Raw genomic sequence first — 24471 nt, 5'->3', positions numbered from 1 at the left:
GCGCCGCCCTTCCGCGGAGCGGTGTCATCGACCGCGAGAGAAGCGATGCTCCAGGCAATCGGACTGACCAGTACTCCCCGCCGCGACCGCCCGCCCGCCGTGGACGATCTGACCTTCGAGGCGCGGCCGGGGACCGTGACCGCTCTGCTCGGCCCGCGCGGAGCCGGCAAGACCACCGCTCTCCGGCTCATGCTCGAACTCGAGCCGGGCCGTGGGATCACCTACTTCCGCGGGCGGCCGCTGCACCGCATCGCCCACCCCCCGCGCGAGGTCGGCGTGCTCCTCGGGGACGTGCCCGGGCACCCCTCCCGCACGCTCCGGGGCCAGCTTCGGATGCTCTCCGCGGCCTCCGGAGTGCCCGCCGCGCGCGCCGACGAACTGGTCCGGACCGTGGGCCTCGCCGGTCTGGAGCGCCGACGCATCGGCACCCTGCCGATCGGCGCGGACCGTCGACTCGGGCTCGCGTCGGCCCTGTTGGGCACCCCCCACACCCTGCTGCTCGACGAACCGGCCGCGGGTCTCTCCGTACCCGAGAGGACCTGGCTGTACGAGCGGCTGCGGGCGCACGCCGCCGAGGGCGGAACCGTGCTGTACACCACGGCGGACCCCAAGGACGCGGCCCGCAACGCCGACCGCGTCGTCACGCTCGGCGGCGGGCGGCTCGTCGCCGACCAGGACGCCGTCGAATTCGCCCGTACCCGTCTGCGTCCCAGGGTCGTCGTCCGCACCCCCCACGCGGCACGGCTCGCCGCGGTCGTGACGCAGGAGGCCAGGGCCGCACGTCGCCCGGTCGAGGTGGTCGCCGAGGACGGCAGCCGGCTGTCCGTCTACGGCAGCGACTGCGCGTCCGTCGGCGACACGGCGTTCCGACACGGCGTCCCCGTCCACCGGCTCGCCGAGGAGCGAGGGGGCGACGGGGACGTCGACGGCCGAGGCCGCGCCGGGGGAGCGGGAGTCCGGCGGACGGCGGCGGGCGGCGGACCCGGGGCCGATGTAGCCCCTGCGGCAGTCGGGAAGGGCCCCGCACGGGCATCCGGAGCTGCGGGGGAGGTCGCGCGTCCCGGACGACGTGTCGCGTTCTCGGGCTCCGGACGGCGCGCTGAGGCTTTCGGCTCCGGGCGAGGTGCCGCGCGGCGGCCGGCACGCTCGCCCCTGCGGCCGCTGAGGTACGAGCTCCACCGGCTCCTGGGGGTGCCCTCCACGCCGCTCGTCGTGGCCGCCGTCCTGCTGGTCTCGCTGACGCTCGCCCTGCTCCTGGGTCGCAGCGGCCGCGCCGACCTGCCCGCGGTCCTGACCGGCTGGCCCGCGCTCTCCCCGCTGCCGCCCGCGGCTCTCGGTGCCGGGCTGATCGGCGCCTTCTCCTTCGGGGAGGAGTACCGCTATCCCGCGCTCACCACGGGGCGGGGGGCCGTACCCCGCAGGCCGGGCCTGCTGTTCGCGAAGCTCGCCGTGGCCGCCTGTGTCGCCCTGGCGCTCGGGGTGCTCGTCGTGACGGTGGACCTTGAGGTCCTGCGCCTCGTCCATGGCGGTGAGTTGATCCCCGTACCGAGGAACTGGCCCGATCTCTTTGCGAGTTGGCTGGGTCTGGTCGTCGGGTGCGCGTGGGCCGGGGTGCTCGGCGCCGGAGTGTTCAGGGCCGCGGCCGCCGGAGTTGCGGCCGTGCTGGCGGTGCCGGTCGCCTTCGTTCCTGTGTTGCAGAAGGTGCTGACGGGGCCGACGGTGCGTTCGGCCGCCGGACTTCCGGCGAGGCTGCGCGAGTTCGCGGGACCGCAGTGGTCCCCGGCCGTCGACCGGTGGCTGGCGGGAGCCCTGAAGGTGGTCGGCCAGCCTTCGGGGGTGGCCCTCTCGCTCACGTTGACAGGGCTGTTGTGCGCCTACGTGTTCACCGGCCTTCGCCGGAAAGCCCGTTGGTGATCACCTTCGGACCAGAACATTCCGCTTTGCCGTCAACTCCCTCGAATTACGCACCTTATGTCCGATTAATCGTCAATTGTGTAGGGGGTGCCGATCACCCTTTCGTGTGCTTTTCACCAAAGACCTCAAGGGCCACGGAAGCAACGCCGACAAAGGATGCGTGAGTACCCTTGCGCACACCATGATGACCGCCGCCCGCTCCGTCGACTCCGGCCTCGGCGCCCCGGGCGATCTCGACCGCTACCCCTACGCGGAGGCGCCCGCCGCCGGCCGCGTGGGTCCGCCCTCCTGGGAGGGGGTGGACACCGACCTCGGCCGCGTCGGCCGCCGGACCGCCGGCAACAGGGGCCGCGGGCTGCACGGGCAGCTCGTCCAGCAGCTCGGTCAGATGATCGTGTCCGGAGACCTGGGGGCCGACCGTCCGCTCGTCCCCGAGGAGATCGGTCAGCGCTTCGAGGTGTCGCGCACCGTCGTGCGCGAGTCGCTGCGTGTGCTGGAGGCGAAGGGGCTGGTCAGCGCCCGCCCGAACGTCGGGACGCGGGTCAGGCCCGTCAGCGACTGGAACCTCCTCGACCCCGACATCATCGAATGGCGCGCGTTCGGCCCGCAGCGCGACGACCAGCGCCGGGAGCTGAACGAGATGCGGTGGACCATCGAGCCCCTCGCCGCCCGCCTCGCCGCCGGGCACGGCCGCGAGGACGTGCAGCAGCGTCTCGCCGACATGGTCGAGATCATGGGGCACGCGTTCGCCCAGGGTGACGGGATCACCTTCTCCCGTGCCGACACCGAGTTCCACTCCCTCCTCATCCAGCTGGCCGGGAACCGCATGCTGGAGCACCTCTCCGGCATCGTCGGCGCCGCCCTCCAGGTCTCCGGGGGCCCCGCCACCGGCTGTGACCGCCCGAGCGAGGCCTGCCTCTCCCACCACGCCCGGATCGTGGACGCACTCGCCGCCGGGGACGCGCACGGCGCCGAGAGTGCCATGCGCCAGCTGCTCACGGTTCACCCCGAGGTGGAGCGTGTCGTTCCCGCCCCTCGCGAACACTGACCCGCGAGCCGTGGCCGGGAACGCGGAGGCGCACGCTTCGCGTGCCGCCGGGTCCGGGCGCCACCCGAGGGGCCGACAGGCTCTCCCCGGGTGACGCCCGGGTTCTGGCGGCACAATGTGTGGTGATCGGCCTCTCTGGCCGTTTCGTCGCAAATGAGGTGTGACTCGGGCCACGAAGATTGGGCGTAACACTCCTCCGAGCCGTGCGATGACCTAAGAGGTGACAGCCGAGGAAGGAATACAGCAGCCCGTGGAGGCGCTGTGCAGTTCCCCGGTCAAGCCCGCGCCGTCGACACATTCCCCGTCGACGGTCGTCGGCTCCAGCCCGATCCAGGGCGGGGCCGGAAGCCGTTTCCATCGTTCCGAGAGGTTGTTCGTGTCGGCCAGCACATCCCGTACGCTCCCGCCGGAGATCGCCGAGTCCGAGTCTGTGATGGCGCTCATCGAGCGGGGAAAGGCTGATGGGCAGATCGCCGGCGATGACGTGCGTCGGGCCTTCGAAGCTGACCAGATTCCGCCAACCCAGTGGAAGAATGTTCTGCGCAGCCTCAATCAGATCCTCGAGGAAGAGGGTGTGACGCTGATGGTCAGTGCAGCGGAGTCGCCGAAGCGCGCCCGCAAGAGCGTCGCAGCGAAGAGCCCGGCCAAGCGCACCGCCACCAAGACCGTCACCGCCAGGACGACCGTGACGAAGACCACCGTCTCGGCCTCCGCGGCCCCGGCGGCCGAGGGCACCGACCCGGCCGACGAGGCCGGATCGGCCGCCAAGAAGGCGGCCGCGAAGAAGACCGTCGCGAAGAAGACGGTCGCGAAGAAGGCCGTCGCCAAGAAGACGGCGGCCAAGAAGACCACGTCCAAGAAGGACGACGAGCTCATTGAGGGCGAGGAGCTCCTCGAGGACGTGGCGCCCGGCAAGGGCGAGGAAGAGGAGACCGAGGGCGAGAGCAAGGGTTTCGTCCTGTCCGACGAGGACGAGGACGACGCTCCGGCCCAGCAGGTCGCCGTCGCCGGTGCCACCGCGGACCCGGTCAAGGACTACCTCAAGCAGATCGGCAAGGTCCCGCTGCTCAACGCCGAGCAGGAGGTCGAGCTCGCCAAGCGCATCGAGGCCGGCCTGTTCGCCGAGGACAAGCTCGCGAACTCCGACAAGCTCGCCCCGAAGCTCAAGCGCGAGCTGGAGATCATCGCCGAGGACGGCCGCCGCGCCAAGAACCACCTCCTGGAGGCCAACCTCCGTCTGGTGGTCTCGCTGGCCAAGCGCTACACCGGCCGCGGCATGCTCTTCCTGGACCTGATCCAGGAGGGCAACCTGGGTCTGATCCGCGCCGTCGAGAAGTTCGACTACACCAAGGGCTACAAGTTCTCCACGTACGCCACCTGGTGGATCCGTCAGGCGATCACCCGCGCCATGGCCGACCAGGCCCGCACCATCCGTATCCCGGTGCACATGGTCGAGGTCATCAACAAGCTCGCGCGCGTCCAGCGCCAGATGCTCCAGGACCTGGGCCGTGAGCCCACCCCGGAGGAGCTGGCCAAGGAGCTCGACATGACCCCCGAGAAGGTCATCGAGGTCCAGAAGTACGGCCGTGAGCCGATCTCCCTCCACACCCCGCTGGGTGAGGACGGCGACAGCGAGTTCGGCGACCTCATCGAGGACTCCGAGGCGGTCGTGCCGGCCGACGCGGTCAGCTTCACCCTGCTCCAGGAGCAGCTGCACTCCGTCCTCGACACGCTCTCCGAGCGTGAGGCGGGCGTCGTCTCCATGCGCTTCGGCCTCACCGACGGCCAGCCGAAGACGCTGGACGAGATCGGCAAGGTCTACGGCGTGACGCGAGAGCGGATCCGCCAGATCGAGTCGAAGACGATGTCGAAGCTGCGCCACCCGTCGCGCTCGCAGGTGCTGCGCGACTACCTCGACTGATCCGTACGAGGTACGCATCGGCACACGGAAGGGCCCGGTTCCCCGAAAGGGGGAGCCGGGCCCTCCGGCTGTGCGCGGGTGCATGTCGGCGCGTCGTGCTGGACGCTGGGTGAACCGACATCACCGGAGAGTCAGGAGGCTCCATGCGTGGTTCCCTCACCCGAGCATTGACGGGTGCTCTGGGCCTGATCACCGCAGCGGCGGGACAGCTCGCCACCGCCGGTCCCGTGGCCGCCGACAGCGTCGTGGTGGGTGGCCGGCCGACCCAGATCACGGACGCGCCGTGGGTCGTCGCCCTGTCCAGTCGTGACCGGTTCGGGGGTACGCGCGCGGGGCAGTTCTGCGGCGGTGTGGTCGTCGCGCCGACGAAGGTGCTCACGGCGGCCCACTGCCTGGGCCGTGAGGTGCTCGGCGGCGAGCCCTGGGAGGTCCGTGACTTCGCGGTCATCGCGGGCCGCGCGGCGCTCGGTGGGCAGGGCGGCCAGGAGGTACGGATCTCCGACACCTGGATCAACCCGGACTACGACCCGACGACCAACGCGGGCGATCTGGCCGTGCTGACGCTCGTGAGCGCGCTGCCGGAGTCGTACGCGATCGGCGTCGCCCGCTCGGGAGACGCCGCGTACGCGCCGGGAACGGCGGCGGACGTCTACGGCTGGGGCGACACCACGGGCAACGGCTCCTACGCCTCCGCGCTGCGGACGGCGCCCGTCCAGGTGTTGCCGGACACGGCGTGCGAGCGCGCGTATCCGGGCGGTTTCGGTGTCCGGTACCAGCGCGGGACGATGCTGTGCGCGGGGGACCCGCAGGGCGGGAAGGACGCGTGCCAGGGGGACAGCGGGGGGCCGCTGGTCGCCCAGGGGCGGCTCGTCGGGCTGGTGTCCTGGGGCAGCGGCTGCGGGCAGGCGGAGAACCCGGGCGTCTACACGCGGGTCTCCGAGGTGCTTCCGGCGGTCTTCTGAGCCGAGGGCGAGGCACCCGGCCACGGAACGGCCGGGTACGAGAACGGGCGGTCACCCCGCGAGGGAGTGACCGCCCGCCGTCCGATCTATGACCGGCCCTGGGCTCGTCGTGGATGGCGCGTCAGGCGTGGTCCTCGCCCTGCGTGCGGGCCGGCACGTCGGTCAGCCGGTCCGTCTCATCCTGTATCTCAACGGCGATCTTCTTGAGTTCCGGCTCGAACTTGCGTCCGTGGTGGGCGCAGAAGAGCAAGTCACCTCCGCTGGTCAGGACGACACGCAGGTAAGCCTGGGCGCCGCAGCGGTCGCAGCGGTCAGCGGCCGTCAGGGGGCTCGCGGGGGTCAGAACAGTAGTCACGTCGCCTCTTCTCTAGCTCGACGAGCTGTCGTACCAGGGTCAACATCCAACCAGGCCGAAAACGTTCCCGCTCGTGCCTTTTCCTTGAAACTTCTTCCCAAGGTGGCTGTCTGCTGCCGGTTGGCGGCGAATGAGCCGTATTGCGTAGCTCTACGGATTTCGCGTTGCTTGTGTCGGTTAGCCCTCCCGGCGGTTGCCGGTTGTTGATGAGGACGTGCCCGGAGCCTAAATGGTTCATGCCTGGAAGGGAACGTGATGTTCACGTCACCCCATCGAGGGATCGAACATCCATGCGACGCTGGACTAGCATGAGGAATCGGGGAGGGTGGCGTTACAACGGCTCTACCAGGCATCGGTACCCTCTGTGCGGTGACCGATGCCGGGCCTTACCCCACCGGGCCAGATTTCAAATTCAGCGAGGAGCGAACCGCGTGACCGCCGAGACGTCCGTGCCGTCCAGTGCGCTGCTGACCGCAGACCGTGACGGTTCCAACTACACCGCGCGGCACCTGCTCGTACTGGAAGGGCTCGAAGCGGTCCGCAAGCGCCCCGGTATGTACATCGGGTCCACCGACAGCCGCGGCCTGATGCACTGCATCTGGGAGATCATCGACAACTCGGTCGACGAGGCCCTCGGTGGCTACTGCGACCACATCGAGGTCATCCTCCACGACGACGGATCCGTCGAGGTCCGGGACAACGGCCGGGGCATCCCGGTCGACGTCGAGCCGAAGACCGGGCTCTCCGGCGTCGAGGTCGTCATGACCAAGCTGCACGCCGGCGGAAAGTTCGGCGGCGGTTCGTACGCGGCCTCCGGCGGCCTGCACGGCGTCGGCGCCTCTGTGGTGAACGCCCTGTCGGCCCGTCTCGACGTCGAGGTCGACCGGAACAGCGCGACGCACGCGATCTCCTTCCGTCGCGGTGTCCCCGGCATCTTCACAGAGCAGGGCCCCGACAGCCCCTTCGATCCGGCCAACGGCCTGATCAAGGGCAAGCGCGTCCCGAAGAACCGCACCGGCACCCGCGTCCGCTACTGGGCGGACCGGCAGATCTTCCTCAAGGACGCCAAGCTCTCCCTGGAGACGCTCCACCAGCGCGCCCGGCAGACCGCCTTCCTCGTCCCCGGTCTCACCATCGTCGTCCGCGACGAGCGGGACCTGGCCGGCGTCGGCAAGAGCGAGGAGACCTTCCGCTTCGACGGCGGCATCAGCGAGTTCTGCGAGTACCTCGCTCAGGACAAGGCCGTCTGCGACATCCAGCGCCTCACCGGACAGGGCACCTTCAAGGAGACCGTCCCCGTCCTCGACGAGCGCGGCCACATGACCCCGACCGAGGTCACCCGTGAACTCGCCGTCGACGTCGCCCTGCGCTGGGGTACGGGCTACGACTCCACGGTCAAGTCCTTCGTCAACATCATCGCCACCCCCAAGGGCGGCACCCACGTCTCCGGCTTCGAGCAGGCCATCACCAAGACGGTGAACGAGGTGCTGCGCTCGGCCAAGATGCTGCGCGTCGCCGAGGACGACATCGTCAAGGACGATGCCCTGGAGGGCCTCACGGCCGTCGTGACGGTCCGCCTCGCCGAGCCGCAGTTCGAAGGCCAGACCAAGGAGATCCTCGGTACCTCCGCCGCCCGCAGGATCGTGGCGAACGTGGTGGCCAAGGAGCTCAAGGCCTTCCTCACCTCCACCAAGCGGGACGCCAAGGCCCAGGCGCGCGCCGTCCTCGAGAAGGCCGTCGCGGCGGCGCGGACCCGGATCGCCGCCCGTCAGCACAAGGAGGCGCAGCGCAGGAAGACCGCGCTCGAGTCCTCCTCGCTGCCGGCCAAGCTCGCGGACTGCCGCAGCGACGACGTGGAGCGCAGCGAGCTCTTCATCGTCGAGGGTGACTCGGCCCTCGGTACGGCCAAGCTCGCCCGGAACAGCGAGTTCCAGGCGCTGCTGCCGATCCGCGGAAAGATCCTCAACGTCCAGAAGTCCTCCGTCTCGGACATGCTCAAGAACGCCGAGTGCGGGGCGATCATCCAGGTCATAGGAGCGGGCTCGGGCCGCACCTTCGACATCGACGCCGCCCGCTACGGCAAGATCGTCCTCCTGGTCGACGCCGACGTCGACGGCGCCCACATCCGGTGCCTGCTGCTGACGCTCTTCCAGCGGTACATGCGGCCCATGGTCGAGTCCGGCCGGGTCTTCGCCGCGGTTCCGCCGCTGCACCGGATCGAGCTGGTCCAGCCCAAGCGGGGCCAGGACAAGTACGTCTACACGTACTCGGACAACGAGCTGCGGCAGACCCTCCTGGAGTTCCAGCGCAAGGGGGTCCGCTACAAGGACTCCATCCAGCGCTACAAGGGTCTGGGCGAGATGGACGCCGACCAGCTCGCGGAGACCACCATGGACCCGCGTCACCGCACCCTGCGCCGGATCAACATCGGCGACCTGGACGCGGCCGAGCAGGTCTTCGACCTCCTCATGGGCAACGACGTGGCGCCCCGCAAGGAGTTCATCACCGGATCGGCGGCGACTCTCGACCGGTCACGCATCGACGCCTGACGGCCTCCACCCGTGGGTGGAGGCACTCGCTCCACCCACGGGCCGATCCCAGCGCCCGCGACTCTCCGTAACATCGAAGTGTCGGAGGGGGACGGACATGGACGGGATGCGCGGCCGAGGTCTCTCGGCATCGGGATCGGCAGGGGCACCGGGATCGGCGTCGGGGCCCGCATCGGGGACGAACGGGCGGGCAGGGGCGGCGAGCGCGGTGGCTCCCGGTCCGTCCTGGCTCTCCTGGCCGTCGCGGGAGGCGCTCACGCGGATCGGGGTGCCCCGGGGACGGATCGTCCTCGACTACACCATGATCGCGGGACTCAGCGTCCTGGTGGTGACCGGCTGCTACACCTCGGGGGCCTTCGGCGGCTGGTACGCGCCTCTGCCCCCGCTCGGCTTCGGGCTCTGCGTGTGGGTGGCCCTGTGGTATCACCACACCACCCTCGATCACCGTCTCGGGGCCTCGCTGGGGCTCCTCGTGGTGATCGCGCTGTGCGGCCTCGGGGCCTACGCGGCGGGGGCCCCGACGCCCGCGACCGTGATCTGGATCGTCGTCTCGGTCATGGCGATGGAGCGGCTGCCGCTTTCCGTGGGGCTGGCCGTCGTGGCCGTCCTCGTGGCCGGGTTCGTGGAGGCCGACGAGACCGGGCTCCTCGGCGCCGGTGTCACCACGGCGGCCGTGCTGCTCGCCGGCTACTCGCTCCGGCTGGACGCCGAGGCGCGCGGGGCCGGGTTCCAGCTGCTCGCGCAGGAACGGCTCGCCCGGGAGGCGGAGGCGGCCTCGGCGGCGCTCGCCGAGCGGGCCAGGATCGCCCGGGAGATACATGACGTGCTCGCGCACAGCCTCTCGGCCCAGATGGTCCACCTGGAGGTCGCGCGGCTCCAGATCGAGGCCGGGGCGGACAGCACGGAGATCCTCAAGCTGGTGACCTCGGCCAGGTCCATGGCCAGGGAGGGGCTCGCCGAGACCCGCCACGCGCTCTCGGCCCTGCGGGGGGACATGGCGCCGGTCGAGGACTATCTGCGGGAGCTGGCGCGGGAGGACCGCGCCGAGGTCGACGTCACCGGTCGCCGCCGGGATCTGCCCGCCGAGGCCTCGCAGGCGGTGCGACGGGTCGCGCAGGAGGCCCTCACCAATGTCCGCAAGCACGCCCCGGGTGCCCGGACGACGATCCTTCTCGCCTACGGGCCGGACGAGGTCTCCCTGGAGATACGCGACTCCGGGCCGCCCCGGACGGACGAGGGCACAGGCGGCGGCGCGGACCTCGGGTCGTCCGGTTCCGGATACGGGCTGCTGGGCATGAGGGAGCGGGCCGAGCTGCTCGGCGGCAGCCTGGACGCGGGTCCCGAGGGGCCGGGGTTCACCGTGCGGCTGCGGGTGCCGGCATGAGCGCCGCGGACCGCGACCGCGTCGCGCGGGTCGTCGTCGCCGACGACCAGGCCGTCGTGCGCGAGGGGATCGTGATGCTGCTCGGACTGCTCCCCGCCATCGAGGTCGTCGGGGCGGCCCGCGACGGGGAGGAAGCGGTCGCGCTCACCGCCGAGCTCGGTCCCGACGTCGTCCTGATGGATCTGCGGATGCCCCGCTGCGACGGCGTCGAGGCCACGCGAAGGATCCGCGAGCGGCATCCGGGGACGGAGGTCGTCGTGCTCACCACCTACGCCGACGACGACTCGCTGTTCCCGGCGCTGCGGGCCGGGGCCCGTGGATACCTCACCAAGGACGCCGGCGGGGAGGAGATCGAGCGGGCCGTGCGGGACGTGATCGACGGCCGGGCCGGTCTCTCACCCGCCGTGCAGCGGCGCCTCCTCGAGCGCCTGATGGATCGGGACGGCCCGGACGGCCCCGACGTCCAGGTCGCCCCGGATGACCGTGGGGGCCAGAGTGATCAGAGTGAACGGAGGGGTCAAAGTGACCGGCGTGACCCGAATGACAGGGGCGGTCGGAGTGACCGGGGCGTCGCGGGCGACGACGGTCTGACGGAGCGGGAGACGGAGGTGCTCGTGCTGGTCGCGGACGGCCTGTCCAACACGGAGATCGCGAAACGGCTGCGGATCTCCACGGCGACGGTGAAGACACACATCAACAATCTCTTCGCCAAGACCGGGGTACGGGACCGCGCGCAGGCCGTGCGGTACGCATATCAGCACGGTCTGGTCAGGCCACCTGGGAAAAGAGTCACCTGATGGGGTGAAGTGAGGGGGGAGAAGAGTCCGGGATCTTCCCGCTCTGTCCATCCTTGGGCACGCGGCCGGAACGGTTCGCTGACAAGGAGAGTTGGTCGGTGGAGCAGGTGGACAAGCAGAAGGGGCGTGACGCCGCGGCGATCGCGGTCGACGACCCCTGGTACGACGTGACGGTCTCCGGCGGGAGTGAGGAGCCGGCGGCCCGCGCGCCCGGCGGCAGCCACCCCGGTGACGGCCGCCCCGACACGGTGCCGCGGCAGCGGGTCCACAGTGCGGCGGAGATCTATCTGGAAGTCCAGCGAAGTCCCGCGTTCCAGGAAGTCCGCCGCCGCTACCGCCGGTTCGTCTTCCCCGCGACCCTGGCGTTCCTCCTCTGGTACCTCGCGTACGTGGTGGCGGCGACCGCCGCACCGGGGCTCATGGCCAGGCCGGTGGCCGGAGTGGTGAACGTGGCGATGGTCGCGGGACTCGGACAGTTCCTCACGACCTTTCTGCTGACCTGGGCCTACGCACGCCACGCGCGGCTGCGGAGGGATCGGGCCGCACTTGAACTGCGCTGGGACACACAGGAGATGACCCGAGGGGTGGCGCAGCGGTGACCGGAGACCACCAGACCCTGGCGCTCGTCCTCTTCAGTGTGTTCGTCGCCGTCACCCTGGGGATCACGACCTGGGTGAGCCGTCACCGGCAGGGTTCGGCGGAGGAGTTCTACGCCGGCGGACGGCTCTTCTCGCCGCTGGAGAACGGCTTCGCCATCGCCGGCGACTACATGTCCGCGGCCTCGTTCCTCGGCATCTCCGGGCTGATCGCGCTCTACGGCTACGACGGCATGCTGTACTCCGTCGGCTTCCTCGTCGCCTGGCTGGTCGTGCTCCTGCTGGTCGCCGAACTGGTGCGGAACTGTGGGCGGTTCACGCTGGCCGATGTCGTCGCCGCGCGGATGGCGGAGCGGCCGGTGCGGATCGCCGCGGGGACATCGTCGGTGGCCGTCTCCGTGCTGTACCTCGTGGCCCAGATGGTGGGGGCCGGGAGCCTTGTCGCGCTGCTGCTCGGGGGATCCAGCGAGGCGGCGCGCTCGTGGACGGTGATCGGCGTCGGAGCACTGATGGTGATCTACGTGTCGCTCGGCGGGATGCGGGCCACCACCTGGATCCAGATCGTCAAGGCGGTCCTGCTCATGGCGGGGACGATCGCGCTCACGGTCCTGGTCCTGCTGCGGTTCCACGGCGACGTGAACAGCCTGCTGTCCACCGCGGCCGAGCGCAGCGGGCACGGCCTGGGCTTCCTGTCGCCCGGGCTGCGCTACGGCGGGGACTGGACGGCCCGCCTCGACTTCATCAGCCTCGGCCTCGCCCTCGTCCTGGGCACCGCCGGACTGCCGCACATCCTGTCGCGCTTCTACACGGTGCCGACCGCCCGCGCCGCCCGCCGCTCCGTCGTCTGGTCCATCGGGCTCATCGGCAGCTTCTACCTGATGACCATCGTGCTCGGCTTCGGCGCGGCAGCGCTGATCGGCCCCGACGAGGTCCGCGCGTCCAACGCCTCCGGGAACACGGCGGTACCGCTGCTCGCCCTCGACCTCGGCGGCGGCGCGGGCTCCACCGGCGGCACGGTGCTCTTCGCGGTCGTCGCGGCCGTCGCCTTCGCGACCATCCTCGCTGTCGTCGCGGGAATCACCCTGGCCTCCTCCGCCTCTGTCGCCCACGACCTCTACAGCTCGCTGCGCCGCCGCCACGCGAAGCAGTACAGCGAGGTGGCCGTGGCCCGGGTCGCCGCCGCCGGGATCGGCGCGGCCGCCATCGGCCTGGGACTGCTCGCCCGCGACCTCAACGTGGCCTTCCTGGTGGGGCTCGCCTTCGCGGTCGCCGCCTCGGCCAATCTGCCGGTGCTGCTCTACTCGCTGTTCTGGCGGAAGTTCACCACTCGGGGCGCGGTGTGGTCGGTGTACGGCGGCCTGGTTCCCGCCGTGCTGCTCGTCCTCGTCTCCCCGGTCGTCTCCGGCAGTCCGGAATCGCTGTTCCCCGGTGTCGACTTCCATCTCTTCCCGTTGCAGAACCCGGGAGTGGTGTCCATCCCGCTCGGGTTCCTCGTCGGCTGGGTGGGCACGGTCACCTCGCCCGAGCCACCGGACGAGGCCCGGCACGCGGAGACCGAGGTGCGGGCCCTGACGGGCGCGGGAGCCGTCTGACCGCCCCGCGTACGGCCCGGCCCGCCCAGGCCGTCGGGCCCGGCCCGCCCGGGCCGCCGGGCCGTCGGGCCGGGCGGACGGTTGGCTCTCCGAGGCCGTCAAGCGGGAAGACGGTGAGCTCTCCCGGGCCGGGCGGACGGGGGCTCTCCCGGGCCCTCAGCCGGCGGGACGGTGAGCATTGCGGTTCCTCAGCCGGCCGACGGTGAGCTCGCCCATGCGTACCGGTGCTCGGGGCGGCCCGTCTCGCCGTACCGGAGGGAGAGCAGCACCCGGCCCGTACGCTCCAGGAGCTTCAGATAGCGCTGGGCTGTCTGGCGGCTGACGCCGGACCGCTCGGCGATCTCCTGCGCGGAGAGCGGGCCGTCGGCCGCGAGCAGCACCTGCCGTACCAGTTCGGCGGTGGTGGGGGAGTGCCCCTTGGGCAGATCGGGGGCGACGGCGCCCGCCGAAAGGACGCCGAAGATCCGGTCCACCTCGGCCTGTTCCGCCTCGCCGCCGCTCTCCAGAGTGCGGCGGAGCGTCGCGTACGCCTCCAGCTTGGCGCGCAGCCCGGCGAAGTTGAACGGCTTGACCAGGTACTGGAGCGCGCCGTGGCGCATCGCCGACTGCACCGTGGCGACGTCTCGGGCCGCGGTCACCATGATCACGTCGCACTGGTGGCCGCGCGCGCGGAGCTCCCGTACCGCCGCGAGGCCGTTCTCGTCGGGCAGGTAGTGGTCCAGCAGGATCAGGTCCACCGGGTGGTCGTCCAGGGCGGCGAGCGCCCCCGCGGTCGAGTGGGCGGTGGCGACGACCCGGAAGCCGGGGACCTTGGCGGCATAGGCGGCGTTGATCCGGGCCACCCGGATGTCGTCGTCGACCACGAGCACGTCGATCATCGCGTCGCCTCCTCGGCGGTCCCGGCGGTCCCAGCGGTCCTGGCGGTCCCGGCAGTGTTCGTGGGCGTCGCGGGTGGGTCCGGTGCGGGCTCCGGATCGGTCAGGGCGTCCGGGAGGACGACCGTGAACACGGCGCCGCCCCCGGGGCCGTCGGCGACCCCCGCGGTGCCGCCCCGGCGCTCGGCGAGCCGGCGCACCAGCGCGAGGCCAAGACCGCGCTTCCCGTGGGACGGCGGCGCCTTCGTCGTCCAGCCCTCGGTGAAGATCAGCTCGCGGCGGTCCTCGGGGACCCCCGGGCCGCTGTCCGACACCCGCAGCACCACCGTACGGTCCTCGGCGCGGAAGGAGGCCTCGACGAGGGCGCCGGGGGTGCCCGCGGCGGCGTCCACGGCGTTGTCGACCAGGTTGCCGACGACCGTGACCAGCTCGCGCGGGTCCACAAGCCGGTCCGGAAGGCGGGAGTCGGGCGCGAGCCGCAGGGAGACGCCGCGCTCGGCGGCGACGGTCGCCTTCCCCACCAGCAGCGCGGCGAGCAGCGGGTCGTGCACCTTCTCGGTGACCTGCTCGGCGGTGGCCCGGTGCACCCCGACGACCTCCGTGACGAACTCGACCGCCTCCTCGTGCATCTCCAGCTCAAGCAGGCCGAGGAGGGTGTGCAGGCGGTTGGCGTGTTCGTGGTCCTGGGCGCGGAGGGCGTCGATCAGGCCATGGGTGGAGTCGAGCTCGCGGCCGAGGCGCTCCAGCTCGGTGCGGTCGCGGAGGGTCGCCACGGCGCCGCCGTCGTCCGTGGGCATCCGGTTGGCGATCAGCACCCGGTGGCCCCGGACGGTCAGCAGGTCCTCGCCGGTGACCCGGCCGGTGAGGACGTCGGCCGTACGGCCCCCGCCGAGGACCTCGTCGAGCGGCCGGCCCGCCGCCTCGGGGCCGACGCCGAGGAGCCGCTGCGCCTCGTCGTTCATGAGCCGGACCGAGCCGTGGGGGTCCAGGGCCACGACACCCTCGCGGATGCCGTGGAGCATGGCCTCGCGCTCGGCGAGCAGCGCCGAGATGTCGGAGAAGGCCAGGTCGTGGGTCTGCCGCTGGAGCCGCCGGGAGATCAGGTACGCGGCGAGCGCACCGGCGGCCAGCGCACCGCCCGCGTAGGCGAGGAGGCCGGGGATGGCGGCGAGGAGCCGGTCGCGGACGCTGTCGTACTCGATGCCGACGGACACCGCGCCGACGATCCGCCCGTCGGCGTCCCGCAGCGGGGCCTTGCCGCGCGCGGAGCGGCCGAGCGTGCCGCTGTCGATCTCCATGACCTCGTTCCCGGCGAGGACGGCGCTCGGGTCCGTCGAGACGACCCGGCCGATCTGCGCGGGGTCGGTGTGCGACCAGCGCACCCCGCGGACGTCCATGACCACGACGTACTCGGCGCCCGTCGAGGTCCTGATCCGCTCGGCCTCCGCCTGCACGGGACCGCGCGCGGACGGGCGGCTGCCGGTGAGGTCCGCGGCCAGCCGGGGCGAGGCGGTGGTCCCGGCGATGGCCAGGGCGCGCCGCATGGCCTGGTCGTCGAGCTGGGCGCTCAGCGGGGCGAGGAAGAGGCCGGTGGCGAGGACGGTCACACCGGTCGCGATGGCCAGCTGCATCAGCAGGACCTGCGAGAACACCCGCTGCGGCCACCCGAACCGCCGACGGCGCGCGCGGGGGCGCGGCGGGCTGCTCTGTGCGGGGCTCATGCCCGAAAAGGTAGACGGCCGCGCGCCGTGACCGGAAACGGTGACGGACCGGCCGCCTATTCTGGGGGTTTCCCACCATGGGCCCCAAGGAACCGGAGGCACGTCCCGTGACCACGCAGCAGATCCCCGTCGTCGTCCTGACCGGGTTTCTCGGGGCGGGGAAGACCACGCTCCTCAACCACCTGCTGCGCACCGCCCGGGGCACCCGGATCGGGGTCATGGTCAACGACTTCGGGGACATCGGCATCGACGCGATGACCGTGGCCGGTCAGGTCGGCTCCACGGTCTCCCTCGGCAACGGCTGCCTGTGCTGCGCCGTCGACGCCGACGAGCTGGACACGTATCTGGAGGTCCTCACCCGGCCCGAGTCCCGGCTCGATGTGATCGTGATCGAGGCGAGCGGTCTCGCGGAGCCGGAGGAGCTGGTCCGCATGGTGCTGGCCAGCGAGAACGAGCGGGTCGTGTACGGCGGACTCGTCCAGGTCGTCGACGCGTCCGAGTTCGCCACCACCCGGCAGCGGCATCCGGGGACGGACCGGCACCTCTCGCTCGCCGATCTCGTCGTCGTCAACAAGGCGGACCGGGTGGCCGAGGCCGAGCTGCGGTCCGTACGGGAGATTGTGGCCGCGCTCGCCGGGCGGGCCGCCGTGGTCGAGGCCACGCACGGGCGCGTCGACCCCGAGCTGCTCTTCGACCGGGTCGTGCCGGAGGGCGAGATCGAGGGCCAGATGTCGATCGAGGACATCCTGTACGGCTCCGAGGACGAGGGGCACGCCCATCCGCACGCGACCTACGAGACCTTCTCCGTCACGGCCTCGACGCCGCTGCACCCGCGCCGGCTGATGGCGTTCCTCGACTCGCGCCCCGAGGGCCTCTACCGGATCAAGGGCTTCGTCGACCTCGGAGCCGCCGACCCGGCCAACCGCTACACCGTGCACGCGGTCGGCCGCTTCCTGCGCTTCTACCCCGAGCCCTGGCCCGCCGGTGAGGAGCGGCTCACCCAGCTCGTCCTGATCGGCTCCGGCGTGGACGCGGCCGGTCTGCGCAAGGAACTGGCCGCCTGCGAGCTGAACGGCCCGCAGGACGCCCCCGACGAGCACAGCATGTGGGGCGTCCTGCGGTACGTGCAGCGGTCCGAGGAGGAACCGGACGAGGCCTGAGGGAGTGCCGTCGGACTCGCGTCGGCGCCCGGAGGGCCGACGGAGTCCGACGACAGGGCCTCAGCTTGCCGGTCCCGCCAGCACCTCGACCGGCTGGGGCAGCGGGGTGCCCGAGCCGTCGCGGCGCGGGTCGGGGTCCGGGAGGGACACCGGGGCGCCGGTCTTCAGGGCCGCGCGGGCCGGAGTGGCGCCCGCCCAGGCCAGCAGCAGGACGTCCTCGCCCTTCAGGAAGCGCTGGCAGCGGACGCCGCCGGTCGCGCGCCCCTTGCGCGGGTACTGGTCGAACGGGGTCAGCTTCGCCGAGGTGCCCGTCGAGTCGTCCAGGGTGCCGGTGGAGCCCGCGACGGTGAAGACGACGGCCTCCGCGGCCGGGTCCACCGCGGTGAACGAGATCACCTCGGCCCCCGCGGTGAGCTTGATGCCCGCCATGCCGCCCGCCGGGCGGCCCTGGGGCCGTACCTGCGAGGCCTGGTAGCGCAGCAGCTGGGCGTCGGAGGTGATGAAGACCAGGTCCTCCTCGCCGGTCCGCAGCTCCCTTCCGCCGACGATGCGGTCACCGTCCTTGAGGGTGATGACCTCCAGCTCGTCCTTGTTCGCCGGATAGTCCGGCACCACGCGCTTGACCACGCCCTGAAGCGTGCCCAGGGCGAGGCCGGGGGAGGACTCGTCGAGCGTGGTCAGGCAGACGACCGTCTCGTCCCCCTCCAGGGAGAGGAACTCGGACAGCGGCGCGCCGCCCGCCAGGTTCGGCGCGGACGCGGTGTCCGGCAGCTGCGGCAGGTCGATCACGGCGATCCGCAGCAGCCGGCCGGACGAGGTCACCGCGCCGACGTCACCGCGCTGGGTGGCCGCCACCGCCGACACGATCACGTCGTGCCGGGCGCGCTTCGCGTCCGGATCGGCCGCGGGCAGCTCCGCCGTCGCCGTGCGGGCCAGGAGACCGGTCGAGGAGAGCAGCACGCGGCAGGGGTCGTCCGCGACCTCCAGGGACACGGCCGCGACGGGGGCGCCCGCCGACTCCAGCAGGACCGTGCGCCGGTCCGTGGCGAACTTCTTGGCGACGGCCGCCAGTTCCGCCGAGACCAACTTGCGCAGCTCCGCGTCGGAGTCGAGGATCCCGGTCAGCTCGTCGATCTCGCCGTTGAGCCGGTCGCGCTCGCTCTCCAGTTCAATGCGGTCGAACTTGGTGAGGCGGCGCAGCGGGGTGTCCAGAATGTACTGCGTCTGGATCTCGCTCAGCGAGAAGCGCTCCATCAGGCGCTCCTTGGCCTGGGCGGAGTTCTCGCTCTCCCGGATGAGCCGGATGACCTCGTCGATGTCGAGCAGCGCGACGAGGAGGCCCTCGACCAGGTGGAGCCGGTCGCGCTTCTTGGTGCGGCGGAACTCGGAGCGGCGCCGGACCACCTCGAAGCGGTGGTCGAGGTAGACCTCCAGGAGCTCCTTGAGGCCGAGGGTGAGGGGCTGCCCGTCGACCAGCGCCACGTTGTTGATGCCGAAGGACTCCTCCATCGGCGTCAGCTTGTAGAGCTGCTCCAGGACCGCCTCGGGCACGAAGCCGTTCTTGATCTCGATGACGAGACGCAGGCCGTGGCTGCGGTCGGTGAGGTCCTTGACGTCCGCGATGCCCTGGAGCTTCTTCGAGCCGACCAGGTCCTTGATCTTGGAGATGACCTTCTCGGGGCCGACCGTGAAGGGGAGCTCGGTCACGACGATGCCCTTGCGGCGGGCCGTCACGGTCTCCACGGTCGTGGTGGCGCGGATCTTGAAGGAGCCGCGGCCCGACTCGTACGCGTCCTTGATGCCGGAGAGGCCGACGATCCGGCCGCCGGTCGGCAGGTCGGGGCCCGGCACGAAGCGCATCAGCGTCTCGAGGTCGGCGTTCGGGTGCCGGATCAGGTGCCGGGCGGCCGCGACGACCTCGCCGAGGTTGTGCGGGGGCATGTTCGTCGCCATGCCGACCGCGATCCCGGACGCGCCGTTCACCAGCAGGTTCGGGTAGGCGGCGGGGAGCGCCACCGGCTCCTGCTCCTGGCCGTCGTAGTTCGGCGTGAAGTCGACCGTGTCCTCGTCGATGGACTCGGTCATGAGGAGCGCGGCCGGGGCCATCCGCGACTCGGTGTACCGCATGGCGGCCGGCGGGTCGTCGTTGCCCAGGGAGCCGAAGTTGCCGTGGCCGTCGACGAGGGGGAGCCGCATGGAGAAGGGCTGTGCCATGCGGACCATCGCGTCGTAGATCGACGCGTCGCCGTGCGGGTGGAGCTTGCCCATGACCTCGCCGACGACGCGGGCGCACTTGACGAAGCCGCGGTCGGGCCGGAGCCCCATCTCGCCCATCTGGTAGACGATGCGGCGCTGGACGGGCTTCATGCCGTCGCGGGCGTCGGGCAGGGCACGCGAGTAGATCACCGAGTACGCGTACTCGAGGAAGGAGCCCTGCATCTCGTCGACCACGTCGATGTCGAGGATCCTCTCCTCGTACGCGTCGTCCGGCGGCGGTGTCTTCGTGCTGCGGCGGGCCATCGCGGCTGCGGCTCCTTCACCAACAAGGTTGATCTGACGCGGACCATTGTGGACCGTGCCACCGACAACGCCGACCGCGACCCGGAAGAGGGACATCACGAAGCCCCGGGAACTTCGCCAGGTGTCGGCGCGCTTGCATACAGTGGCAGGACTTTTTCACATCGCGATCGAAGGGACGTACATGCCCATGGGTCACACGGCCACGGCCGAGGCCGGCTCCGGCGGCCTGACAGCGACCGAGCACCGGTTGGCGAACGGCCTGCGCGTGGTGCTCTCCGAGGACCACCTGACCCCGGTCGCCGCGGTCTGCCTCTGGTACGACGTCGGCTCGCGTCACGAGGTCAAGGGCCGGACGGGCCTCGCCCACCTCTTCGAGCACCTGATGTTCCAGGGCTCGCAGCAGGTCCACGGCAACGGCCACTTCGAGCTGGTGCAGGGCGCGGGCGGCTCGCTCAACGGCACGACGAGCTTCGAGCGCACCAACTACTTCGAGACCATGCCCACGCACCAGCTGGAGCTCGCGCTCTGGCTGGAGGCCGACCGCATGGGCTCGCTGCTCGCAGCACTGGACGAAGAGTCCATGGAGAACCAGCGGGACGTCGTCAAGAACGAGCGCCGCCAGCGCTACGACAACGTGCCGTACGGCACCGCCTTCGAGAAGCTGACCGCGCTCGCCTACCCCGAGGGCCACCCGTACCACCACACGCCGATCGGCTCCATGGCCGACCTGGACGCGGCGACCCTGGAGGACGCGCGGAACTTCTTCCGCACGTACTACGCCCCGAACAACGCCGTGCTGTCCGTCGTCGGCGACATCGACCCGGCGCAGACGCTGGCCTGGGTGGAGAAGTACTTCGGCTCCATCCCCGCCCACGACGGCAAGCCCGCGCCGCGCTCCGGCGAGCTGCCCGAGGTCATCGGCGAGCAGCTCCGCGAGGTCGTCGAGGAGGAGGTCCCGGCGCGCGCGCTGATGGCCGCCTACCGCCTCCCGCACGACGGCACGCGCGCGTGCGACGCCGCCGACCTGGCCCTGACGGTCCTGGGCGGCGGGGAGTCCTCCCGTCTGCACAACCGCCTGGTCCGCCGTGACCGCACGGCCGTCGCCGCCGGCTTCGGCCTGCTGCGGCTCGCCGGGGCTCCCTCGCTGGGCTGGCTGGACGTCAAGACCTCCGGGGGCGTCGAGGTCCCGCAGATCGAGACGGCCGTCGACGAGGAGCTCGCCCGGTTCGCCGCCGAGGGCCCCACGGCCGAGGAGATGGAGCGCGCGCAGGCCCAGTTGGAGCGGGAGTGGCTGGACCGGCTCGGCACCGTCGCCGGCCGCGCGGACGAACTGTGCCGGTTCGCCGTGCTGTTCGGCGACCCGCAGCTCGCCCTGACCGCCGTCGACCGCGTCCTGGACATCACCGCCGAGGAGGTGCGCGAGGCCGCCGCGGCCAAGCTGCGCCCCGACAACCGCGCGGTGCTCGTCTACGAGCCCCTGGCGACCGAGCAGAGCGACAGCGCCGACGGCGAAGACGACGAAGAGGGAGCGGACCAGTGACCGACGCCGCCGTGTCCTTGACGAGCATGGACTTCCACCCGCAGCCCCAGCCGGGCACCGCGAGGCCGTGGGCCTTCCCGGCCCCGGACCGCGGGAAGCTGGAGAACGGTCTGACCCTGCTCACCAGCCACCGCCCCGGCCAGCAGGTCGTCGCCGTGGAGATCTTCCTGCCCGCCCCGCTGGACGCCGAGCCGGCCGGTCTCGACGGTGTCGCCACCATCATGGCCCGCGCCCTGTCCGAGGGCACCGACCAGCACAGCGCCGAGGAGTTCGCGGCCGAGCTGGAGCGCTGCGGCGCCACGCTCGACGCGCACGCCGACCACCCGGGCGTACGGGTCTCCCTGGAGGTCCCGGCCTCCCGGCTGCCCAAGGCGCTCGGGCTGCTCTCCGAGGCCCTGATCGCCCCGGCGTTCCTGGAGACCGAGGTCGAGCGCCTGGTACGCAACCGCCTCGACGAGATCCCGCACGAGTCGGCCAATCCGGGCCGCCGCGCCGCCAAGCAGCTCTCGAAGGAGCTGTTCCCGGCCGAGTCCCGGATGTCCCGGCCGCGCCAGGGCACCGAGGAGACGGTGGCCGCGATCGACGCCGCCGCCGTCCGCGCCTTCTACGAGGCGTACGTCCGTCCCGGCACGGCCACCGCGGTGGTCGTCGGCGACCTGACCGGCGTCGACCTCGACAAGGTCCTCGCCGAGACGCTGGGCGCCTGGACCGGCGAGCTCGCCGAGCCGCTCCCGATGCCGCCGATCACCGCCGACGACACCGGACGGGTCGTCATCGTGGACCGCCCCGGCGCCGTGCAGACGCAGCTGCTCATCGGCCGGATCGGCGCCGACCGGCACGATCGCGTCTGGCCGGCCCAGGTCCTCGGCACGTACTGCCTCGGCGGCACCCTGACCTCGCGTCTGGACCGGGTCCTGCGCGAGGAGAAGGGCTACACGTACGGCGTGCGGGCCTTCGGCCAGGTGCTCCGCTCGGACGCCGGGGGGAACGGGGCCTCGATGCTCGCCATCAGCGGATCCTTCGACACCCCGAACACGGGCCCGGCACTTGAGGACCTGTTCACGGTGCTGCGCACGCTCGCGGCCGAGGGCCTGACCGACGCCGAGCGCGAGACGGCCGTGCAGAACCTGGTGGGCGTGGCGCCCCTCAAGTACGAGACGGCCGCGTCCGTCGCCGGGACGCTCGCCGACCAGGTGGAGCAGCACCTCCCGGACGACTACCAGGCGCAGTTGTACGCGCGCCTGGCCGAGACCGGCACGGTCGAGGCGACGGCCGCCGTGGTCAGCGCCTTCCCGGTCGACCGGCTCGTCACCGTGCTCGTCGGTGACGCGGCGGAGATCGCGGAGCCGGTGCGTGCGCTCGGCATCGGCGAAGTGACCGTCGTGACCGGCTGATTCCGGCCACCGCACGACCCTGCGAGGACCCCGACGGCACCGCCCGTCGGGGTCCTCCCCTTTGTCCGTATTGAGGCCAAGATGATCGTTTGACCTGTGGCATGTCTTACAAAAGGCTGGTCTGGTTGGTGATTGAAAGACGATCCGCATAGCGTCATGGCGGCTGTTCGTCAGTTGCACGTGCCGCACCCGCGGCATCGGACAGTCATCGCCGAGTCCCCGTCAGGCGCGAGCCTGGGGAGCCGGGGACCCACACGTAGTCCCTGGGGTGAATCGGGCGCCTTCGTCTCGACGGAGGGGCTCGTAGGAGACCTTCCTGCTCCGAACCCGTCAGCTAACCCGGTAGGCGAGAGGGAAGGAAAGGATCAGCCCCTACATGGCGTTCACCCGTGCCACCGGGAAGCATCGTGGTTCGAGCCGGATGGCACGCCGCAGCGTGGGCATCGCCGGCGTCGCGACACTCGCCACCACCGGCGTCATCGGAACCCTCGCCTCCCCGGCCCTCGCCGCGGACACGGACCACCGCTCCCTCGAGGACACCGGTCTCACCCAGGTGATCACCGAGGACTCCCTCGTGGACCGGATCAACGCCCAGGCCGCCGCCCAGGAGCAGGAGGCCGTCGAGGCCATCGCCCAGGCGAAGGCCAAGGCCGAGGCCAAGCGCAAGGCCGACGCCCGCGCCAAGGAGATCCGGCTGGAGCGCGAGCGCGCCGCCCGGGAGGCCGAGCGCCGCCGCCTCGCCTCCTTCCAGCTCCCCGTCGCCGGCTCGTACGTCTCCACCGGCTACAAGACCGGCGGCTCGCTCTGGTCCTCCGGCAGCCACTCCGGCGTCGACTTCCACGCCGCCTCCGGCACCCAGGTCGTCTCCGTCGGCTCCGGCACCGTCGTCGAGACCGGCTGGGGCGGCGCGTACGGCAACAACATCGTCATCCGGATGTACGACGGCACGTACACCCAGTACGGGCACCTCTCCTCCATCGGGGTCCACGTCGGCCAGTCCGTCGAGCCCGGCCAGCCGATCGCCCTCTCGGGTTCCACCGGCAACTCCACGGGCCCGCACCTCCACTTCGAGGCGCGCACGAGCCCCGACTACGGCTCGGACATCAACCCGGTCGCGTACCTCCGCGCCCGCGGCGTCAACGTCTGACCCGGACCGGGCCGTCGGCCCGGACCCCGCCGCGCACCGCGTCGCAAAAGCCCCGGCTCGTACTGAGCCGGGGCTTTTCGCTGACCAAAAAGAAGCCAAAGGCCGTCCTGGATTCCGCCGGGGCATCGGAATTTCCGGCGGGCTGCAATAGAGTCGCAGAACGGGCGCGGAAAAGGCGTCGATCGAATGGACTCACGCGGACCAAGGCGGAGGTCGGACATGCGCATTCCCGCGCACTCGGTATGCACGGCGATCCGGGACGACATCGTCTCCGGCGTGTTCGAGCGGGGCGCCCGGCTGACCGAGGAGCAGCTCGCCCGCCGGTACGGGGTCTCCCGGGTCCCGGTCCGCGAGGCGCTGCGCACCCTGGAGTCGGAGGGCTTCGTCGTCACCCGGCGCCACGCGGGCGCCCAGGTCGCCGAGCCGACCGAGCAGGAGGCGGCCGATCTGCTCGACATGCGGGCGCTGCTCGAACCGCTGGGCGCCGCGCGGGCCGCGCAGCGGCGCACCGAGGCCCATCTCAAGGTACTGCGCGGCCTGGTCAGGCTGGGGCAGGAGCGGGCCAGGCGCGGTCAGGGCGAGGACCTGCGCTCGCTCGGCGGCTGGTTCCACGAGACGCTGGCACAGGCGTCCGGGAGCCCGGCCCTGACGGCGCTGCTCACCCAGCTGCGGCACAAGATCGCCTGGACGTACGCGGTGGATCTGCCCGCCCTGCCGGCCGAGGCCTGGGCCGAGCACGGCGCGATCGTGGACGCGGTGGCCCGCGGCGACGCCGAGCGGGCCCGTTCGCTGACGGCGCTGCACGCGGAACGCTCCCTGTCGCTGCACCGGCTCAAAAGGCCCGAGCGCCGTGTGAGGGTTTCGCAACATGCCGTCAACACGGCGAGCTCCCGGAATTAACACGCGCGCCGTATACAAAGAGGAGTAATCGAGCCCGGTATTCGCCCCGGGTATTCGGTGCTGCCCGGAATCACGCCGGAATTGCGCCGGAACCAC

General features: G+C 71.5%; 18 protein-coding genes and 1 riboswitch. Of the genes, 14 read left to right on the top strand and 4 right to left on the bottom strand.

Translation table 11 applies throughout. The features are described from left to right. Positions 1 to 45: 45 nt before the first annotated feature. From ACFYXU_RS27720 to ACFYXU_RS27705, 4 genes are all read left to right on the top strand, one after another. Positions 46 to 1914 carry an ATP-binding cassette domain-containing protein gene (locus ACFYXU_RS27720; protein WP_389460466.1) on the top strand — a complete coding sequence of 623 codons (1869 nt, stop codon included), beginning with the start codon at positions 46 to 48 and terminating at the stop codon, positions 1912 to 1914. A 160-nt stretch (positions 1915 to 2074) separates the two neighbouring features. Next, complete coding sequence (locus tag ACFYXU_RS27715) at positions 2075 to 2962, top strand: FadR/GntR family transcriptional regulator (RefSeq protein WP_329857246.1); 888 nt, start codon at positions 2075 to 2077, stop codon at positions 2960 to 2962. 376 nt (positions 2963 to 3338) lie between these two features. Continuing rightward, entirely contained in the window at positions 3339 to 4883 is a 1545-nt protein-coding gene (locus tag ACFYXU_RS27710) for an RNA polymerase sigma factor (RefSeq protein WP_389408581.1), read from the top strand. A 143-nt stretch (positions 4884 to 5026) separates the two neighbouring features. Continuing rightward, positions 5027 to 5845: a S1 family serine peptidase gene (locus tag ACFYXU_RS27705; RefSeq protein ID WP_376510236.1), complete on the top strand. Its 819-nt coding sequence runs from the start codon at positions 5027 to 5029 to the stop codon at positions 5843 to 5845. Positions 5846 to 5966: 121 nt separating this feature from the next. Here ACFYXU_RS27705 and ACFYXU_RS27700 read toward each other — a convergent pair whose 3' ends face one another. Further along, positions 5967 to 6200 (bottom strand): hypothetical protein, encoded by a 234-nt coding sequence (locus ACFYXU_RS27700; protein ID WP_017237643.1) that lies wholly within the window; start codon positions 6198 to 6200, stop codon positions 5967 to 5969. A gap of 431 nt (positions 6201 to 6631) precedes the next feature. Between ACFYXU_RS27700 and ACFYXU_RS27695 the strand changes: the two genes are divergently transcribed. From ACFYXU_RS27695 to ACFYXU_RS27675, 5 genes are all read left to right on the top strand, one after another. Further along, the gene (locus tag ACFYXU_RS27695) at positions 6632 to 8749 is read left to right on the top strand and encodes a DNA topoisomerase IV subunit B (RefSeq protein ID WP_329857243.1); all 2118 of its coding nucleotides are present in this window, start codon (positions 6632 to 6634) and stop codon (positions 8747 to 8749) included. Positions 8750 to 8957: 208 nt separating this feature from the next. Further along, the gene (locus ACFYXU_RS27690) at positions 8958 to 10133 is read left to right on the top strand and encodes a sensor histidine kinase (RefSeq protein ID WP_389460463.1); all 1176 of its coding nucleotides are present in this window, start codon (positions 8958 to 8960) and stop codon (positions 10131 to 10133) included. Further along, positions 10130 to 10930: a response regulator gene (locus ACFYXU_RS27685; protein ID WP_389460461.1), complete on the top strand. Its 801-nt coding sequence runs from the start codon at positions 10130 to 10132 to the stop codon at positions 10928 to 10930. The genes ACFYXU_RS27690 and ACFYXU_RS27685 overlap by 4 nt, the downstream gene beginning before the upstream one ends. A 98-nt stretch (positions 10931 to 11028) precedes the next feature. Further along, a complete protein-coding gene (locus ACFYXU_RS27680) occupies positions 11029 to 11529 on the top strand; it encodes a DUF485 domain-containing protein (RefSeq protein ID WP_389460459.1) in 501 nt (166 codons plus the stop codon). Beyond that, the gene (locus ACFYXU_RS27675; RefSeq protein WP_329857239.1) at positions 11526 to 13118 is read left to right on the top strand and encodes a cation acetate symporter; all 1593 of its coding nucleotides are present in this window, start codon (positions 11526 to 11528) and stop codon (positions 13116 to 13118) included. Before ACFYXU_RS27680 ends, ACFYXU_RS27675 begins: the two co-directional genes overlap by 4 nt. Positions 13119 to 13306: 188 nt before the next feature. Here ACFYXU_RS27675 and ACFYXU_RS27670 read toward each other — a convergent pair whose 3' ends face one another. Then, positions 13307 to 13996, bottom strand: coding sequence for a response regulator (locus ACFYXU_RS27670; RefSeq protein WP_389460457.1), 690 nt, complete (start codon positions 13994 to 13996; stop codon positions 13307 to 13309). After that, on the bottom strand, positions 13993 to 15714 hold the full coding sequence (locus tag ACFYXU_RS27665; protein WP_389460455.1) for an ATP-binding protein: 1722 nt from the start codon (positions 15712 to 15714) through the stop codon (positions 13993 to 13995). Before ACFYXU_RS27665 ends, ACFYXU_RS27670 begins: the two co-directional genes overlap by 4 nt. Positions 15715 to 15791: 77 nt before the next feature. Here ACFYXU_RS27665 and ACFYXU_RS27660 point away from each other — a divergent pair, with 77 nt between their 5' ends. Then, positions 15792 to 16874 carry a CobW family GTP-binding protein gene (locus ACFYXU_RS27660; RefSeq protein ID WP_389408425.1) on the top strand — a complete coding sequence of 361 codons (1083 nt, stop codon included), beginning with the start codon at positions 15792 to 15794 and terminating at the stop codon, positions 16872 to 16874. A gap of 60 nt (positions 16875 to 16934) precedes the next feature. On the opposite strand, the gene ACFYXU_RS27655 is transcribed toward ACFYXU_RS27660, so the two are convergent. Then, positions 16935 to 19394 (bottom strand): DNA topoisomerase (ATP-hydrolyzing) subunit A, encoded by a 2460-nt coding sequence (locus ACFYXU_RS27655; RefSeq protein WP_389460453.1) that lies wholly within the window; start codon positions 19392 to 19394, stop codon positions 16935 to 16937. Positions 19395 to 19575: 181 nt separating this feature from the next. On the opposite strand from ACFYXU_RS27655, the gene ACFYXU_RS27650 reads away from it, so the two are divergent. From ACFYXU_RS27650 to ACFYXU_RS27635, 4 genes are all read left to right on the top strand, one after another. After that, the gene (locus tag ACFYXU_RS27650; RefSeq protein ID WP_329857234.1) at positions 19576 to 20934 is read left to right on the top strand and encodes a pitrilysin family protein; all 1359 of its coding nucleotides are present in this window, start codon (positions 19576 to 19578) and stop codon (positions 20932 to 20934) included. 26 nt (positions 20935 to 20960) lie between these two features. Continuing rightward, positions 20961 to 22328 (top strand): M16 family metallopeptidase, encoded by a 1368-nt coding sequence (locus ACFYXU_RS27645; RefSeq protein ID WP_376510289.1) that lies wholly within the window; start codon positions 20961 to 20963, stop codon positions 22326 to 22328. 199 nt (positions 22329 to 22527) lie between these two features. Further along, positions 22528 to 22692: riboswitch (cyclic di-AMP (ydaO/yuaA leader) on the top strand. A 12-nt stretch (positions 22693 to 22704) separates the two neighbouring features. Next, positions 22705 to 23475, top strand: coding sequence for a M23 family metallopeptidase (locus ACFYXU_RS27640; protein ID WP_329857233.1), 771 nt, complete (start codon positions 22705 to 22707; stop codon positions 23473 to 23475). Positions 23476 to 23694: 219 nt separating this feature from the next. Next, on the top strand, positions 23695 to 24375 hold the full coding sequence (locus ACFYXU_RS27635) for a GntR family transcriptional regulator (RefSeq protein WP_329857232.1): 681 nt from the start codon (positions 23695 to 23697) through the stop codon (positions 24373 to 24375). Positions 24376 to 24471: the final 96 nt, after the last annotated feature.

The organism is Streptomyces sp. NPDC002232, assembly GCF_042890295.1.
In the GTDB taxonomy this organism is placed as follows: Bacteria; Actinomycetota; Actinomycetes; order Streptomycetales; family Streptomycetaceae; genus Streptomyces.
This window is presented reverse-complemented; position numbering and strand designations above follow the sequence as displayed.

Excerpts from the sequence above, each read along its gene's own strand:
- ACFYXU_RS27655 (WP_389460453.1), bottom strand. The coding sequence starts at position 19,394 with ATGGCCCGCCGCAGCACGAAGACACCGCCGCCGGACGACGCGTACGAG.
- ACFYXU_RS27640 (WP_329857233.1), top strand. The coding sequence starts at position 22,705 with ATGGCGTTCACCCGTGCCACCGGGAAGCATCGTGGTTCGAGCCGGATG.
- ACFYXU_RS27670 (WP_389460457.1), bottom strand. The coding sequence starts at position 13,996 with ATGATCGACGTGCTCGTGGTCGACGACGACATCCGGGTGGCCCGGATC.
- ACFYXU_RS27685 (WP_389460461.1), top strand. The coding sequence starts at position 10,130 with ATGAGCGCCGCGGACCGCGACCGCGTCGCGCGGGTCGTCGTCGCCGAC.
- ACFYXU_RS27645 (WP_376510289.1), top strand. The coding sequence starts at position 20,961 with ATGGACTTCCACCCGCAGCCCCAGCCGGGCACCGCGAGGCCGTGGGCC.
- ACFYXU_RS27650 (WP_329857234.1), top strand. The coding sequence starts at position 19,576 with ATGCCCATGGGTCACACGGCCACGGCCGAGGCCGGCTCCGGCGGCCTG.
- ACFYXU_RS27635 (WP_329857232.1), top strand. The coding sequence starts at position 23,695 with ATGCGCATTCCCGCGCACTCGGTATGCACGGCGATCCGGGACGACATC.
- ACFYXU_RS27660 (WP_389408425.1), top strand. The coding sequence starts at position 15,792 with ATGGGCCCCAAGGAACCGGAGGCACGTCCCGTGACCACGCAGCAGATC.
- ACFYXU_RS27665 (WP_389460455.1), bottom strand. The coding sequence starts at position 15,714 with ATGAGCCCCGCACAGAGCAGCCCGCCGCGCCCCCGCGCGCGCCGTCGG.
- ACFYXU_RS27720 (WP_389460466.1), top strand. The coding sequence starts at position 46 with ATGCTCCAGGCAATCGGACTGACCAGTACTCCCCGCCGCGACCGCCCG.
- ACFYXU_RS27705 (WP_376510236.1), top strand. The coding sequence starts at position 5,027 with ATGCGTGGTTCCCTCACCCGAGCATTGACGGGTGCTCTGGGCCTGATC.